Raw genomic sequence first — 14424 nt, forward strand, 5'->3', positions numbered from 1 at the left:
GGTCTCACGGCCGGGCACCGTTCCCGTGCTGGCGGGCTGCCGCGGCGCTCAAGGCCAGGGCCTGCCGCAGGGCCAGCAGCCGGTTGGGATCGTGCGCCCAGGAGCGGGCAAGGCCGAGCTGCCGCTCCTGGGCCGCCGCGCGCTCCAGCCAGCGGATCCCGTCGGTGGGAGATATCCCCGCCGGCATGCCGAGCCGCGCGCTCACCCGCGCCTGGAGGTCCGAAAACGGCTTATCCCCGTCACCGCTGCTGCCCGTATACTTCTTCCCCATCGGCCTCGCTCCCGTCCGTCGCAAGCAGTATGCGGCGGGCAGGCAGGGGCGGGGATAGAGGCCAGCGGCCAGGGATCGGCAGCAAGGGATCGGCGGCAAGGGATCGGCGCTCAATCGGAAGCGACGTCCCAGAAGGTGCGGCCCTCGCGGTCCTCGATCTCGACGACCCAGATGTCCGGGTCCATCCGCCGCTCGGAGGCGAGCCGGGCCTCGACGCTCTCCCGTTCGGCGCGCTCGGCGAGGCGCTCGAACAGCCGGTCGCCGACGGGGGCGTCCATGAACAGGCTTTGCGGGGCAGGGCCGTAGAGGTCGCAGGTGCCGTCGCGCCGGTCGACCACCAGGTAGATGGCGCCGGCTTCCTCGGCGCCCTTCGAGACGACACCGGCGTAGGCGTTCTCGCCGAAGCAGCGTCGGATCAGGGCGGAGACCCAGAAGCCGGAAGTCAGTCGCATGGCGATCCTTTCGCGCGGGGCATCCGGTTTCGATCGGGGCCTTGCGGGGCGTTAAAGCGGCCGGCCCAGCACCTTGCCGATCTCCTGCTCGACCACCGGGCCGAGCACGCCGGTGATGGCAAGGCCCCGGTCGAGCTCGAAGCGGCGGATGGCATTGGCGGTCTGCTCGCCGGCGAAGCCGTCGACGTCGAGGGGACCATAGCCCATTTCCGACAGCGCCGCCTGCAGCCGGGCGATGCGGGCGCGCTCGCCGCTGAGCGCCTGGCCGCCGACCGGGGCGGGCGGCACCGGTCCGGAGGCGGCAGGCGTGGCGACGGGCTGCGTGCGCGGCGCGGACGGGGCCGGCACCGGCGGCGTCACCCGAATGGTGCGAACCGTGCCGGTGGCTCCCTCGGGCCCCTGCGCCGACGAAGGGGCGGGCTGGCTCGACGAGTGACCGGGTGCGGTTTCCGGCGGCAGCGGGGGCAGGGGAGGCAGGCCGTCGCTCGCCCCGCCCGTGTCCATGGCGAGGCGCGCCAGCAGCGCCGTGTTGATGTCGCCGGTCTCGGGAAGGCCGCGCGCGCGCTGATAGGCCCGCACCCCGCGCTCGGTCGCCGGCCCGTTCACCCCGTCCAGCAAGCCGCCATACATGCCGAGGCGGCGCAGCTCCAACTGCACGTCGCGCACCAGTTGTTCCCGCTCCAACTGGGCCTGGGTGACGGCCGGTGCCGACGGTGCCGCGGCCCGGGCGTTGTCGCGGGTGGCGAACAGCGGCGCCGGGTGGCTGCCGGACTGGAAGGCGAGCGCGTTGGCGATGATCAGCCCGCCGGTCAGCGCCATGACCAGCCAGCCGCCGGCCGCCACCGGATTGTCGAGCGCCACGGCACCGAGCCCCTGCGACGTCGCGGGACGGGGCGGGGCCAGCGGTTCGTGGCGTCGCCCGCGCCGGGCGGCGGGGGCGGGCTGGTTTCGGGGCGAACGGCTCATGCTGTCAGTCTTCTTCCTTGCGCTCATGCGCTGCGCTTGAGGTCATGTCCGATGCCGCGGCCGGCCTCCCCCCGAGCTGCCGCGAGCCTGTCCGTAACTGTCGCTCTCCCTGTGGCGCCCCCGGCCGCCTCCTCCACTGTCCCCCTTGAGGCTTGCGGCGCCGGCGGCACGGCCGGCAGGGCGATGCTGACGCAGGTGCCTTCGCCCTCGCGGCTGTCCAGTGTCATCCGCCCGCCGCTCAAGCTGGTCAAGCCCTTGACCACGGCAAGGCCGAGGCCGGCGCCGTCATGCAGCCGGGCAAGGCCGGCGCTGGCCTGCACGAAGGGCTCGGTAATCCGCTCCTGATCCTGCGGCGCGATGCCGATACCGGTGTCGCGCACGCCGAAGACGAAGCCCTGCGGCTCGCACCTGGCAAACAGCACGACGCGGCCGCCCTGCGGCGTGAATTTCAGCGCATTCGACAGCAGATTCAACGCGATCTGGCGGCAGGCGCGCGGATCGGCCTGCACCTCGCCGAGCGACAGCGGCAGGTCCGCCGACAGCCGCAGGCCGAGCCGCGACGCCTCCGGCTCCATCATCCGCCGGCAGGTGTCGAGGCAGGTGCGCAGGTCGAAGCGCTCGGCGACGATCTCGAAATGGCCGCTCTCGATCCGCGCCATGTTGAGCATGTCGTTGACCAGATGCAGCAGGTGGCTGCCCGACTGGTGGATGGTTCCGGCAAAGTCGCGCACCCGTAGCGGGTCGTCCGCGGCCGCGTTCGGCGCCTCGCTTTGCAACAGGTCGGAGAAGCCGAGAATGGCGTTGAGCGGCGTGCGCAGCTCGTGGCCGACGATGGCGAGGAAGCGCGAATGCGCCTCGCGCGCCTTTTCGGCCTCGGCGAGCGCCGCGTCGCGCTCGGCCGCCAGCGCCGCCTCGGCGGTGACGTCGCGCAGCACGCTGACGAGGCCTGCCTCGCCGCCGGGCTCCGGGTGGAAGGTCATGTCGACGACGGCATGGGCGGCGCGGCCGGCCTCGCCCGGACGGCTGGCGCCCCGGCGCAGCCGCAGGCGCAGGTGCTGCGGCCGGCCCTCCGCCGCCGTGTCGCTCAACGCCTTGAGATAGGCCGGCCGGTCGCCGACATGGATGCGGGCGAACAGCCCGTCGCCGGTCAACTCCCGCTCGGCGGCGGCCGCAGAGCCGAGCGCGAGGAGACGCGCGGCCGCCTCGCCGACCTCTTCCACGCGCCCGCCGGGCCCATGCCGCAGCACCGCCTCGGCGGCGAGCCGCGCGCCCGTCGACGCCCATGCCTCGCGTTGGAGAAGCGCGGCCTCGCGGCGATCGAGCGCCGCGCCAAGACGCAGCGCCAGCAGCCCCGCATAGAGCACGGCAACCGCCGCGACGGCGAGAGAAACCGGCAGGAAACCGCCGATCTCGGCCGGCACATCCGTCAGTGTCAGGCCGGCCAGCGAGGGGCCGAGCGCCAATGCCAGCGCCAATGCCAGTGTCAGCGCGGCGACAAGCACGACGGCGCGGCGGCGGCCGGACAGCGCCGCTTCGACCGGGGCCAGCACCAGCAGCGGCAGCACCGGCGAAGCGGCGCCGCCGGTGAGCGCGGCGAGCGTGCCGAAGCTCAGCGCGAACAGCACCGCCGAGGCGATCTGTCCCCGCGCCAGGTCGCCGGTGCGCGAGACATACATGGCGAGCGGCAGATGCGCCGTCAGCCAGCCGAGAATCAGGGCGGCGGCAGGGGTGGTGATTCCATTGAAGGCGAGGAGCAGCGGCAGCAGGACGAGCGCCAGCGCGCCGCAGGCCAGATGCCCGCGGATGAAGGCGCCATGGCTGGCGCGGGCGGCCGCCTGACGGGCCGCGTCCGGGTGGACCAGGGCATCGACATGGCTTGCCGCAAGCCTCAGCCGATCCTGCAATACTGGCATCATTCCTGCCTTTTTCGGCCTGTCTTTCCGGCGGAGCGCCGGGTGTTCGATCTCATGCCCGCAATGGTCACAGGAACGGTTTAAGGAACCATGAAACCTCAGGTTTTCACGGTGGATCGGCAGGGCGGTTCGGCGCGCTGGCGGACCCTTGGCGTGCCTTTGGCAGGGCTTGGGAATTTCGATAAAATTTGAGACAAATTTTGCGAAAACTCGTCTCGAAATTGCGAAAAATTGAGAGCGGCGACTCAACCCGGCATTGGCGGGTCCGTGCTAGATTGCGGGCATAACGGGTCCGGCGACCGATCTCGGCGACCGGCTCCCGAACATGACACGACAGCCAAGGGCGGCACCCATGTTCTTTCTTCTGAGATGCGCATTCTGGATCGCGCTCGTGCTGCTGATCCTGCCCATCGACACCGGCGAGGACGGCAAGGACGGCATCGGCATCAACCCGGTCGCCGCGTTCTTCGCGGCCCAGTCGACGATCAGCGACCTGTCGAGCTTCTGCGAGCGCAACCCGCAGACCTGCGAAACCGGCGGCCAGGCGATCTCGCAGATCGGCGCCAAGGCCAAGGTCAGCGCGCGGATGATCTACGAGTACCTCGACGAGAACGGCGAACTCACCACCGGCGCGACCGGCACGCTGACCGCCGCCGACCTGGAGCCGGTCTGGAGCCTTGGCGAGGGCGCGGCCCCGGCCGGGACGGGCAGCGCGGCCCCGGCCGCCGGCGAGCCGGCTGCCAATCAGACTGCCAGTCAGGCAACAGGACAGACCGGCAATCAGGCAACCGGTCCGGCTGCGGGTCAGATCGTCGGCCAGTCTGTGGGCCAGTCTGTGGGCCAGCTTCCCGGCAATGGTCCGGTGCCGCTGCCCCGGCCGAAGGGCGCCGACCGCCCGGCCTGATCAGGTCCGGGCTGAGCCGAGCCGGCCTGAGCCGGGTCGACACTGCGGGCCGACGACCGACCGAATTGCCGCCGCGGACGCCGCCGCCCGAAGAGTATCCCCGGACTGGTGGGACCGCTTGTCCGGCCACTTGTCCCCGGACCGGCGGCTCGCCCACCGTCCGGAACTGTCTGCAAGTCTCTTGCAGTTTTGCGCAAACTGAAGGCGGACCCTTCCGCCGCCCGCGGGTGAACTGCTGCCCTGTTCACCCGCGGGGTTTTTGTTCTGTTAACTGCCTGTTTTGCTTTGGCTTGGAACAAAGTTCAGTGCAATATAGGATAAAAATAGGCCGGCCAACCCAACCAATATGCCAAGAAAATTAATTAATTTATCCGATATCAAGTCGACTCCTAGCAACTGAGATCCATACAAAAAAGCAATTAAAAAAACTATTATAGATAGTATGTAAAACATTATCCAGACTGCTTTTTGTGTTTTATAAATGTTCTGAACTACAGAAGATTTCATGGCGTCAAAGTAATTGTATTCATCGCGCCCCACATATTTTCGCTCTTTGTTAATTCGATCACTCCAAGATAAAGAGCAGATAGATTGACCGGAAGCCATTGCTATTGGGATTATTTCAGACATTAATTCTTTAGAAATTCCTGTTACATCGATCATCTTGCAACCTTTGAAAGAGCTCTTGTTCAATAAATTAACTTTTTTCGTAGATCTTGCAGGTCTTTCCGCCAATACATATGCCTCGTACTCTAGTGAATTGCGGACATTTTCTTCAATTTGCTTCAGTAATTTCTCTTCGTCCTGCCCGGACAAAAACACAAACTCAAATTCCCGAACCGCAGGATATTGCGTTACAATTGCGGCCATGACATCCGCATAGGTTTCGACTCGATCGCTCTGTACGCAAACCGCAGCCTTCATCGAAAAATTCTCCCTATTCTGCAACGACCTGAAGCCTTGGCCTTGAAAAGTCCAAGTGCTGCCAATTGCAGACTCGTTCCGATGCCAACAGAAAATGAAACATCTTCGAATTTATAAGGAATCATATCATCAGGAATGTCGTTGTAACCACGAAATATGAGGCTATCGCCGCCTCGGAAGAGGCATTTGGCTGACATTTCTTCCATGATCTCCGTGATTTTGTTCATCACGGCATCAAATCTATTTGAGAATAAAATAGCCCCATCCAAGTCTTCGCTCATTAAGTGAAGCTGAACTTTCTCGCCGACCTTGTCGCCATCAAAGCAGAAATAATGAGTTGTGGTCTCGCCCAAACGCTAAATCCCATACTTTGGGAGCAGGAATCATTCCTTTGCGCCCGATCCACAGAAAATTAGCAATTTGAACTCGAATAGTCACGGCCAGTCTGTAGTACGGCGAGCCACTATGCACGAGACGCGCACTTGTGGTGCAATTTGAACAGTTGCCCCCGGTTCCCATCTCTTGCCGCAGGGACTATATAGCGGGTCACGAAAGTCCGCTCCGCTTCGCGCTCCGCTCGAAGACAGCCCAAAGACCGCCCAAAGACCGCCTAAAACTGATGGCTGCCCATGATCCCGCCGCTCGACGACATCCTTGAGAATTTCGATCTGCTCGACGATTGGGACGACCGCTACCGCTATGTGATCGAACTGGGGCGGATGCTGCCGGAGTTCCCCGAAGAGGCGCGCATCGACGCCAACAAGGTGCGCGGCTGCGCCTCGCAGGTCTGGCTGGTCAAGTCGGTGGAGCGCGGCGCGGACGGTGCCCCCCGCCTGGTGTTCCAGGGCGACAGCGACGCCCATATCGTCAAGGGCCTGGTCGCCATCGTGCTCGCCACCTATTCCGGGCGCAGCGCCGCGGAGATCGCCGAGACCGATCTCGACGCGATCTTCTCCCGCATCGGCCTCAAGGAGCACCTGTCGGCGCAGCGCGCCAACGGCCTGAAATCGATGGTCGAACGCATCCGCGCCGACGCCCGCGCCGCGCTCGCCGACGCCTGAAGGGGGCCTTTCGCTCTCCCGGACGGCGTGCGAGCGCAGATGCGGGATCGGGCCGAGGGCGCAGGAGGCGCGCTCCCGAAAGATGCCGCAACCGCCGTGGCTCGCCGGTTCCGGGTCGCGGCTTCGCCTTGCCCGGAATGACGCAAGGAGAGGTGGGCGAAGGGGGCGGTGCAGGCGGAAAAGAGGCGGGCGGGGGCTGCCCGGGCCGTAGCTGCGGCCGATGCGCAACAACACGCCCCGGCGGATACTGGATACCTGCCTGCGCAGGCGCGACAGTGGAGGGGGAGGCGACGCCGCCCCGCCTCACGCCTGCCGAGGTTGCCAATGGTTCCCGGCTCTGCGCTGACGCGCGGCCGGGATGACAGCCGAAGAGAATGGCAAGGCCACTCATCCCCTCTGCCGTCACCCCGGCCAAGCGCAGCGCGCGCCGGGGTCTATTGGCTGCCAGAGCAGCGGCGGGCGCGCGCAGGCCCCCCGCAACATCGCCTCGCCCACACGGTCCTCTCCTTCGTCCTCCCGGACGCAGGCGAAGCCGGAGATCCGGGATCGGAGAGCCGAGGGCGGTTGCAGCAGCGCTCAGGCAAAAAGGTGGCACCGTGCCTCTCCGGTCCCGGGTCGCGCTTCGCTTGCCCGGGAAGACGCGGGGAGGGGGCGGTGCAAGGGGAACGGTGCAAGGGCAGCGAGGCGACAGGGGATCGAGACGGTGAGAAAGAAGACGGGAGCGAGGAGGACGCCGCTCAGCCGGTGCCGTAGTGGCGGGCGAGGCGGGTGAGGCCGAGCAGCAGCACCACCTTGGCCGAGCGCGGCGGCCAGCGCCGCTCCCGCTCGACCTGCTCCAGCCCCTTGAGCTCGCAGCACACATCGATCAGCACGCCGGCGAGTTCCGGCCCGACCTCCCGGATCGCCCGCTCCAGCCGCGCGCGGGCGGCCAAAGTGGCGTCGGTGAGCTCGACCAGCCCGCCGCGCGGATCGCGCGTGCCGCCGCCCGCGCCGCTGCCGAGCGCCGACCAGGCCATGCCGCGCATCCCCGGCACGATGGCGCCAAAGGCGTGATCGGCGCGCAGCCGCTCGCCGGCGGCGAACTGTCCCTCGTCGAGGATCGGCTCGCCGTCGCGGCCACGCCGCCGGCGCAGCCAGGCGAGCGGGCTCTCGGCATGATTGACGGTGACGATCTCGTCGGCCGCCCCGGCAATGGCGATGCGGCGGGTGCCGATCTCCCGGTGCTGGGCGGCGAAATCCTCCTCGCCGGAGGCGAGACGGCGCAGCCGGGCGCGGCCGGCCGGCGACAGAGTGAGGCAGCCAGCGCCCCGCTCCACCAGCCCGGCGGCAAAGGCGGCGCGCAACTGCGCCGGATCGACAGCGAGAGAGGGGGCAAGGGAGGGGGCCGGCGAAGGAGAGACGGGAGAGGGAGAGACGGGCGAGGGAGAGGCGGGCGAGGGAGAGATGGGCGAGGTGGGGGCGCCGTCTGGGCGGGCGCCTCCGCGCCGGGCGGGCATGGCGCACAGCCGCAGGCTCTTGTCGGCGGTTTGCTGAAGCTGCCAGGCGGGCGCCGTGCCGAGCCGGGCGAGAAGACGGTCCAGCGCGCGTTGCGAGGGCGCCATGGCTCACGCCTCCGTCCCGTGGGTGGGAAGGGGGCGGGTGGCCTGGACACGGGCGGTCAGAGGGCGGGTTGCCGGCAGACGGGTGGCCTGGGAGCGGGTCGATGGCGGCCGGGCGGGCAGGGCGGCCAGCCCGGTCTGCAGCGCGGTCTCCAGCCCGCCGATCATCGTGTCGAACTCCGGCTCGTCGCGCCGGTCCTCGACCAGCCGGCAGGCATGGGCGACGGTGGTGCGGTCGCGCCCGAACTCGCGGGCGATGTCGGTGAGCGTGCGCGCGAGGATGACGTGATGCAGATACATCGCCACCTGGCGGGCCAGCGCGACCTGCGCCCGGCCTCGGCTCGGCTGCGACAGGTCGGCCTCCTCCACCTCGAACACCGACAGGACACAGGCGGTGACGAGCAGTCCCGCGCCCCGCATCGGGCGGGGCCGAAGGGCCGCGGGCATGGCGCCGGCAAGGCCGGCGAGGTCTGAAATTCCGGACAGTCCAGTCATTTCTGCCTCCACTTATCAATTTTAGGTTTATATTCCTAAATCATTACGGGAAAAATACCCGTACGGGGATAAGTGAAGTTGCAGGGCGGTTTTTCGCGCGTGGCGCGGCGGCTTTGCCGGCGGTCGAACGGCCCGGCAAGGGGGGAGAGCGGGGCGATATCGCCCCGTGCCGGGCGCGGGCGCGGGCTCTGGCGCGGATCGGGCTATCCGCGGCCGGCAGTGCGGAAGGAGAGCGGTGTGGCGAGGTCCGCCGCGCCTCGGCTACTTGCCGAGCAGCCGCTTTGCCTCGGGCACGGCAAAGTCGATCAGGACCTTGAAGGAGGTCTGCCAGCTCTCGGGATCGTTGTAGCGGCCCGCGAAGGAGGCGACGACGAGGCCCGGGTCGGGCTGCACGGTCAGCCGCTGGCCGCCATTGCCGACGGCGATGGCGATGGGCCGCTCCGGCGTGCCCGCCAGATACCAGAGATAGCCGTAGCGCGTGACGTCGTTGACCTCGGCCCGCGGCTCGAACGACAGCTCCAGCCAGTCGCGGGGCACGATCTGCCGCCCGTCATGGACACCATAATCGGCGACGAGCTGGCCGATCCGCGCCAGATCCGGCAGCGTCAGCCGCAACCCGGAGGCGGCGGACGGCGCGCCGTCGGCGCCCGCGACCCACTCGAAGGTCGTAATGCCGAGCGGCGCGAAGAGTTTTTCGGCGGCATAGCGGTCGAGCGGCAGGCCGGTGCCGTTTTCGATCAGCTTTCCCAGCAGGGCGACGGCGCCGCCGCTGTAGATCCAGGCCCCGCCCGGCGCCTCGCGGATCGGCTGCTCGAGGATGAAGCGGTAGCGGTCCGGGGCGTTTTCCATCGCGATCTCGCTGTTGCGCGGATCGTTGTAGGGCAGGTCCTCGTCCCACTCGGTCCCCATCTGCATCGACAGCGCGTGCCGGACCAGGATCAGCTCGCGGCCCGGCTCCGCCAGAAGGTCGGGATATTGCGGGAACTGCGCGTAAAGCGGCGCGTCCGGGGCGGGAACCTTGCCCTCGGCAAGGGCGATCCCGTAGAGCAGGCCGACGACCGACTTGGTCACCGAGCGCAGGTCGTGCAGCGAGGCGGCCGTGTGGTCCTGCAGGCCTTGCGGCTGGCCCCAGCGTTCGTCCTCGCCGGGAAAATACACCTCCGCCAGCCGTTTGCCCTGAAAATCGGCGATGGCGCCGTGCAGGCCGGGCAGCTCTCCGGCCGCAAAGCTCGTCTCAAGCTGTTCGTTCAGCGATTGCGCGTCAACGGGGAGCATGGTGCCGATCCAAAGGAGCGAGGCCGCGCAGAGGCGGAGGGCGGGTTTTTGAAACATGCGAACCCTTCGATCGATATCAGCGCCGGAGCGCCGGGTGTGTCACAACCTGCGGCAGCTCGCCTGCGCCAGCGCCGCCTCGATGCGGTCGCGGTAGAGCGGGTCGCCGTCGAAGGCGCGCAGCAGGGCATAGCCGTGCAGGGCGTCGGTCTCGATGACGATCAGGTCTTCGAGGCCCTCCGGCGGGTTCTCGCGCAGGACGCTGAGCTGCTCGGTGGTGAGCACCAGCACGTCCAGCCGGCCGCCGGCACCGGAGGTGCGGTCGTTGAGGCTGTAGATCGCCCGCCCGCCGGCATCGAACAGGGCGAAGGACCAGAAGGGCGGCGGCAGCGCCGCCTCGATCTTCAGCGGCCCCTCGGCAAGGTCGAAACGGCAGGCGGCGTGGATCATCATCGGGTCGAGCATCGGCAGCGGCTCGGCCCCCGGCGCCACGTCCGGCAGGCGGTTGAACACCCCGTCGGGACCGAAGGCGGCGACCCGCGCATAGGCGGTTTCCGGCACCTGGCCCGGCACGCCGAGCACGGTGGCGATGTGAATGATGCCGCCGAGGAACAGGCCGGCGAGCAGCAGCAGCGCGAAACGCGCCAGCACCATGCCGTCGACGGCCTGGCGCAGCCGTGCCGAGCGGGAGGGGCGGGAGCGGGCGGCGGGCGCGCTCATCGGCAAAGCCCCCGGCGGATCTCCGGCATCGGCACATTGGCGACGCCCGTGCCGGTGGTCAGCGGCGTGTCGTAGAGCCGCAGCGCCAGCACCAGCCCGTCGGCGGTGTCGGAGGTCGGCAGCCAGTTGCCCGGCCGGGCGCGCGGCGCGGCGGTGATGGTGAAGTCGCCGCCGGGGCGGCGCAGCAGGTGGCGGCTGTTCAGCCCGCTGCGCGGCGCGGCGCCGGCGACCAGCCGCATCTCGCCATCCAGCGCCACCAGCGTCCACAGCCGCGCCGGGGCGGTCTGGCCGGAAATCTCGTAGTCGCAGCGCGGCGACAGGAGATCGCCGGCGCTGTCGGTCGCGGCAAGGAACATCAGCCCCTCGCCGCCGGCCAGCGGCACGCGGCCGCTGCGCGCATGGGTGGCGGTGGAATAGGGATCGGCCTCGCGCGTGCCCTGGCGCGGCCGCGCCTCCCACACGCCGAGCCGCAAGGTGCCGAAGGCCGGCGTCCGGTCGACCGCCAGATACGCGGTGGAGAAGCCGACGCCGAGGGCGATGGCGACGACGATGGCAAGATCGAGCGCGAGGCTGCGCCGCCGCCGCCGCAGGATCGGCGGCACCCGGTCGGGCACCAGACCGTCGGTCTCCGGATCGCGGGCAAGGGCGAGCGTCACCGGGCGACGGGCTCCGCCTGTGCGGGGGCCTCGGCGCGCTTGCCGATGGCATCCAGCCGGGCGCCGATCTCCCGCAAGACGGCGATCGACTGCACCCGCAGGAGGCGCGGCCGGTCGGCGCCGGCGCCCTCCGCCACCGGAATGGCGCCGTCCCCGCGGGCCGGCCGGTCGACGCCGGGCATCGGCCGCAGCTCGATGCCCTTGTGCGCATAGTCCATGATCACCTGCCAGGTCATCGCCGGCAGGCTGCCGCCGGTCATCCGGGCGGTGGAGGTGAAGTCGTCATTGCCGAACCACACCGCCGCCGCGTAGTTGCCGGTATAGCCGACGAACCAGGCGTCGCGATAGGCCTGGGTGGTGCCGGTCTTGCCGGCGACGGTGACGCCGGGCACGCGGGCGCGCCGGCCGGTGCCGTTTTCCACCGCGTTGACCAGCACGTCGTTCATCTCGCCGGCCTTCTCCTCCGGAAACAGGCGCTGCGGCGGCGCCCGGTCGCTCGCCTGCTGGTAGATCATCCTGCCGGCGGAGTTGCGCACTTCCAGGATCGTGGTCGGCGTCACCTTCAGCCCGCCGCTGGCGAAGCTGGCATAGGAGGCGGCCATGTCGATGACGGTGACCTCGGCGACGCCGAGCGGCAGCGGCCGGGTGATCTTCAATTCGGTGGTGATGCCCATCGCCGTCGCATATTCGACGATCTTGTCGCGGCCGATCGCCTGGGCAAGGCGCACCGGCACGGTGTTGATCGACTTGGTCAGGGCGGTCTTCAGCGTCACCGGCCCGGCATAGCCGCGCGAATAGTTGCGCGGGCTCCAGCCGCCGATGGAGATCGGCGCGTCCGGCACCACCGAGGCCGGGGTGTAGCCGTTCATGAAGGCGGTGATGTAGACGAAGGGCTTGAACGAGGAGCCGGGCTGGCGCACCGCCGCGACCGCGCGGTTGAACTGGCTCTCGCCATAGTCGCGCCCGCCGACCATGGCGCGCACGGCGCCGGTCTCCGGCACCAGGACGGCGACCGCGCCCTCGCGCACCCTGTAGCGCTCGCCGTGTTCGCGCAGGTTTTCCAGCAGCGCCTGCTCGGTCTGGCGCTGCAGGCCGGGATCGAGCGTGGTGCGCACGATGACGATGCGGTCGTTGGCAAGCTCGGGATGGCTGCGCGCCAGCTCGCGCACCTCGGTGAAGGCATAGTCGAGGAAGTGGTCCGGCGAGCGGTCCTTGCTGCGGTCGATGGCGAGCGCCGGATTGCGCCTCGCGCCGATCACCTGGCCCTCGGTCATGAAGCCGGCCTGCACCATGTTGGTCAGCACGTCGTTGGCCCGCGCCCGCGCCGCCGGCAGGTTGATATGCGGGGCGTATTTGGTCGGCGCCTTGAACAGGCCCGCGAGCATGGCCGATTCCGCCAGGCTGAGCTCGCGCACGTTCTTGCCGAAATAGAACTCCGACGCCGCCGCGACGCCGAAGGTGCCGCCGCCCATATAGGCGCGGTCGAGATAGAGTTTCAGGATCTCGCGCTTGGAGAGGTTCATCTCCAGCCACAGCGCCAGGAAGGCCTCGTTGATCTTGCGCTCCAGCGTCCGCTCGTTGGTGAGGAACAGGTTCTTGGCGAGCTGCTGGGTGATCGACGAGCCGCCCTGCACCACGGTGCGGGCGCGCACATTCTCCACCATGGCGCGGGCGGTGCCCATCACGTCGATGCCGAAATGATAGAAGAAGCGCCGGTCCTCGGTCGCCAGCGCTGCCTTGATCAGGTGGTCCGGGATCTCCTCCAGCGGCACCGTGTCGTTGAGCAGGATGCCGCGCTTGCCGATCTCGTTGCCGAAGCGGTCGAGGAAGGTGACGGAGAAATCCTCGGTGGTGCGCCAGTCGGCGCGCTCGGTCTGCTGGAACGCGTCCTGGGCAAGCGCCAGCATCAGCACGAGGCCGAGCAGGCCGAAGGTGACCCCGTCGGAGGCAAGCTCGGCGGCGACACGCCCGGCGCCGCGGGCGCGGAACCGGCGCAGCCAGGCCGAATAGGCCTCGATCCCCCGGCGCAGCGACGAGAACGACCGCCACAGGGCGGTGTCGACCCATGCATCGACCGACAGCATCGCCGAGCGCATGCGGGCGCCGAACGGGCGGCGCGTCGCCGGCCCTTTCCCTGAAGCGGGCGCCGGCTGCGGGCTGTCCTGCGGGTCGGCATCGCCGGATCGCTGGTTCACCTTGGTCTTCCGTTCTGCTATGGCCGTGGGCAGGCTCCCGCTGCGGGAGCAACCCGGCGCGATCCGTTTTACCTCCGATCCGCCGGGCCTTTCAAGGATATGCCGGCGGTGGATGGATCACGAATGCCTCAGGACAGCAACGCACAAGGGGCGGCAGGGGGCGGGACGGACAACGCTGGGGCAGAAGGGGCCGGGACGGATATCGCCGCGGGCGGCGCGCCGTTCTGGACCGGCCGGCGGCTCGGCGAGCTGAGCCCGGCCGAGTGGGAAGCCCTGTGCGACGGCTGCGGCCGCTGCTGCCTCAACAAGCTGGAGGACTGGGACACCGGCGAGGTCGTCTGGACCTCGCTCGCCTGCACCCTGCTCGACGGCGAGAGCTGCCGCTGCTCCGACTACGACAACCGCTTCGCCACCGTGTCCGACTGCCTGCAGCTCACCGCCGAGCTGGTGCCGCAGCTCGCCTGGCTGCCGCCGACCTGTGCCTACCGGCTGGTCGCCGAAGGGCGCGATCTCTACTGGTGGCACCCTTTGGTCTCCGGCGACCCGGAGAGCGTGCACGCCGCCGGCATCTCGGTGCGCGGGCAGACCTTCCCCGAGGACGGCATCCCGCTGGAAGACTACGAGAATTTTGTCGCCGACTGGCCGGGCGAGAACCCGATGGAGGAGACGGTGCGGGTGGGGTTTATTGAGAGGTGAGATTCTAGGAAAAAAATCCTTGACACCGTAACGGTGGTCGGGTAGGGTTCAGGCATGGTCGCATAGGTGCGGCCTGGCGATGGCGGCGGACCGGGAGGTTCGGCCGCCATTTGTGTTTCTGGCGGTTGGTTTGTCGCTTCAGCCTCTCTTCGCGTCTTCCCGGGCAAGCGTGAGCGCGACCCGTATGTGGACGGCCCCCTGAGGGCAAGCGATTAGTCGAGGAGTGCCCGGATCGACAGCGGTTCGTATGTCCGGCCTGTTTCGGCGGCATGGTGAACCGCCATGGCCCAAGATGGGTTGC

At 68.7% G+C, this 14424-nt stretch carries 15 protein-coding genes; 3 read left to right on the forward strand and 12 right to left on the reverse strand.

The features are described from left to right. Positions 1 to 4: 4 nt before the first annotated feature. The 4 genes from P2PM1_RS25120 to P2PM1_RS25135 all read right to left on the reverse strand — a co-directional run bounded on the left by P2PM1_RS25120 (position 5) and on the right by P2PM1_RS25135 (position 3605). Positions 5 to 271, reverse strand: coding sequence for a hypothetical protein (locus P2PM1_RS25120; RefSeq protein WP_186400983.1), 267 nt, complete (start codon positions 269 to 271; stop codon positions 5 to 7). A 110-nt stretch (positions 272 to 381) separates the two neighbouring features. Continuing rightward, positions 382 to 723 carry a DUF1491 family protein gene (locus P2PM1_RS25125; RefSeq protein WP_186389999.1) on the reverse strand — a complete coding sequence of 114 codons (342 nt, stop codon included), beginning with the start codon at positions 721 to 723 and terminating at the stop codon, positions 382 to 384. Between the two features lie 51 nt (positions 724 to 774). Then, on the reverse strand, positions 775 to 1689 hold the full coding sequence (locus P2PM1_RS25130; protein ID WP_208985422.1) for a peptidoglycan-binding domain-containing protein: 915 nt from the start codon (positions 1687 to 1689) through the stop codon (positions 775 to 777). 23 nt (positions 1690 to 1712) lie between these two features. Then, entirely contained in the window at positions 1713 to 3605 is a 1893-nt protein-coding gene (locus tag P2PM1_RS25135; protein ID WP_186400984.1) for a HAMP domain-containing sensor histidine kinase, read from the reverse strand. Between the two features lie 349 nt (positions 3606 to 3954). Here P2PM1_RS25135 and P2PM1_RS25140 point away from each other — a divergent pair, with 349 nt between their 5' ends. Beyond that, positions 3955 to 4506, forward strand: coding sequence for a DUF5330 domain-containing protein (locus P2PM1_RS25140; protein WP_186400985.1), 552 nt, complete (start codon positions 3955 to 3957; stop codon positions 4504 to 4506). A 267-nt stretch (positions 4507 to 4773) separates the two neighbouring features. Here P2PM1_RS25140 and P2PM1_RS25145 read toward each other — a convergent pair whose 3' ends face one another. Both P2PM1_RS25145 and P2PM1_RS25150 read right to left on the reverse strand, forming a co-directional pair. After that, positions 4774 to 5430, reverse strand: a complete 657-nt coding sequence (locus P2PM1_RS25145) for a hypothetical protein (protein ID WP_186400986.1) — start codon at positions 5428 to 5430, stop codon at positions 4774 to 4776. Further along, a complete protein-coding gene (locus P2PM1_RS25150) occupies positions 5427 to 5783 on the reverse strand; it encodes a mCpol domain-containing protein (protein ID WP_186400987.1) in 357 nt (118 codons plus the stop codon). Before P2PM1_RS25150 ends, P2PM1_RS25145 begins: the two co-directional genes overlap by 4 nt. A 276-nt stretch (positions 5784 to 6059) precedes the next feature. On the opposite strand from P2PM1_RS25150, the gene P2PM1_RS25155 reads away from it, so the two are divergent. Further along, the gene (locus tag P2PM1_RS25155) at positions 6060 to 6491 is read left to right on the forward strand and encodes a SufE family protein (protein ID WP_186400988.1); all 432 of its coding nucleotides are present in this window, start codon (positions 6060 to 6062) and stop codon (positions 6489 to 6491) included. A gap of 737 nt (positions 6492 to 7228) precedes the next feature. Here P2PM1_RS25155 and P2PM1_RS25160 read toward each other — a convergent pair. From P2PM1_RS25160 to P2PM1_RS25185, 6 genes are all read right to left on the reverse strand, one after another. Continuing rightward, positions 7229 to 8092: a DUF6456 domain-containing protein gene (locus P2PM1_RS25160; RefSeq protein ID WP_186400989.1), complete on the reverse strand. Its 864-nt coding sequence runs from the start codon at positions 8090 to 8092 to the stop codon at positions 7229 to 7231. A 3-nt stretch (positions 8093 to 8095) separates the two neighbouring features. Then, positions 8096 to 8584 (reverse strand): helix-turn-helix domain-containing protein, encoded by a 489-nt coding sequence (locus P2PM1_RS25165; RefSeq protein ID WP_186400990.1) that lies wholly within the window; start codon positions 8582 to 8584, stop codon positions 8096 to 8098. A gap of 261 nt (positions 8585 to 8845) precedes the next feature. Beyond that, the gene (locus P2PM1_RS25170) at positions 8846 to 9859 is read right to left on the reverse strand and encodes a serine hydrolase (protein WP_186400991.1); all 1014 of its coding nucleotides are present in this window, start codon (positions 9857 to 9859) and stop codon (positions 8846 to 8848) included. 99 nt (positions 9860 to 9958) lie between these two features. Then, positions 9959 to 10576, reverse strand: coding sequence for a DUF1254 domain-containing protein (locus tag P2PM1_RS25175; protein WP_208985423.1), 618 nt, complete (start codon positions 10574 to 10576; stop codon positions 9959 to 9961). After that, complete coding sequence (locus P2PM1_RS25180; RefSeq protein ID WP_186400992.1) at positions 10573 to 11232, reverse strand: DUF1214 domain-containing protein; 660 nt, start codon at positions 11230 to 11232, stop codon at positions 10573 to 10575. Before P2PM1_RS25180 ends, P2PM1_RS25175 begins: the two co-directional genes overlap by 4 nt. Continuing rightward, positions 11229 to 13427 (reverse strand): transglycosylase domain-containing protein, encoded by a 2199-nt coding sequence (locus tag P2PM1_RS25185; protein ID WP_371637121.1) that lies wholly within the window; start codon positions 13425 to 13427, stop codon positions 11229 to 11231. Before P2PM1_RS25185 ends, P2PM1_RS25180 begins: the two co-directional genes overlap by 4 nt. Positions 13428 to 13550: 123 nt before the next feature. On the opposite strand from P2PM1_RS25185, the gene P2PM1_RS25190 reads away from it, so the two are divergent. Next, positions 13551 to 14123 (forward strand): YcgN family cysteine cluster protein, encoded by a 573-nt coding sequence (locus tag P2PM1_RS25190; protein WP_186400993.1) that lies wholly within the window; start codon positions 13551 to 13553, stop codon positions 14121 to 14123. The last annotated feature ends 301 nt before the right edge of the window (positions 14124 to 14424 follow it).

It is taken from the genome of Stappia sp. P2PMeth1 (genome assembly GCF_900185735.1).
In the GTDB taxonomy this organism is placed as follows: Bacteria; Pseudomonadota; Alphaproteobacteria; order Rhizobiales; family Stappiaceae; genus Stappia.

Bases quoted from the DNA above. Each gene is read 5' to 3' on its own strand.
- P2PM1_RS25165 (WP_186400990.1), bottom strand. From the start codon at position 8,584: ATGACTGGACTGTCCGGAATTTCAGACCTCGCCGGCCTTGCCGGCGCC.
- P2PM1_RS25160 (WP_186400989.1), bottom strand. From the start codon at position 8,092: ATGGCGCCCTCGCAACGCGCGCTGGACCGTCTTCTCGCCCGGCTCGGC.
- P2PM1_RS25155 (WP_186400988.1), top strand. From the start codon at position 6,060: ATGATCCCGCCGCTCGACGACATCCTTGAGAATTTCGATCTGCTCGAC.
- P2PM1_RS25130 (WP_208985422.1), bottom strand. From the start codon at position 1,689: ATGAGCCGTTCGCCCCGAAACCAGCCCGCCCCCGCCGCCCGGCGCGGG.
- P2PM1_RS25170 (WP_186400991.1), bottom strand. From the start codon at position 9,859: ATGCTCCCCGTTGACGCGCAATCGCTGAACGAACAGCTTGAGACGAGC.
- P2PM1_RS25140 (WP_186400985.1), top strand. From the start codon at position 3,955: ATGTTCTTTCTTCTGAGATGCGCATTCTGGATCGCGCTCGTGCTGCTG.
- P2PM1_RS25145 (WP_186400986.1), bottom strand. From the start codon at position 5,430: ATGAAGGCTGCGGTTTGCGTACAGAGCGATCGAGTCGAAACCTATGCG.
- P2PM1_RS25175 (WP_208985423.1), bottom strand. From the start codon at position 10,576: ATGAGCGCGCCCGCCGCCCGCTCCCGCCCCTCCCGCTCGGCACGGCTG.
- P2PM1_RS25120 (WP_186400983.1), bottom strand. From the start codon at position 271: ATGGGGAAGAAGTATACGGGCAGCAGCGGTGACGGGGATAAGCCGTTT.
- P2PM1_RS25125 (WP_186389999.1), bottom strand. From the start codon at position 723: ATGCGACTGACTTCCGGCTTCTGGGTCTCCGCCCTGATCCGACGCTGC.
- P2PM1_RS25190 (WP_186400993.1), top strand. From the start codon at position 13,551: ATGCCTCAGGACAGCAACGCACAAGGGGCGGCAGGGGGCGGGACGGAC.
- P2PM1_RS25135 (WP_186400984.1), bottom strand. From the start codon at position 3,605: ATGATGCCAGTATTGCAGGATCGGCTGAGGCTTGCGGCAAGCCATGTC.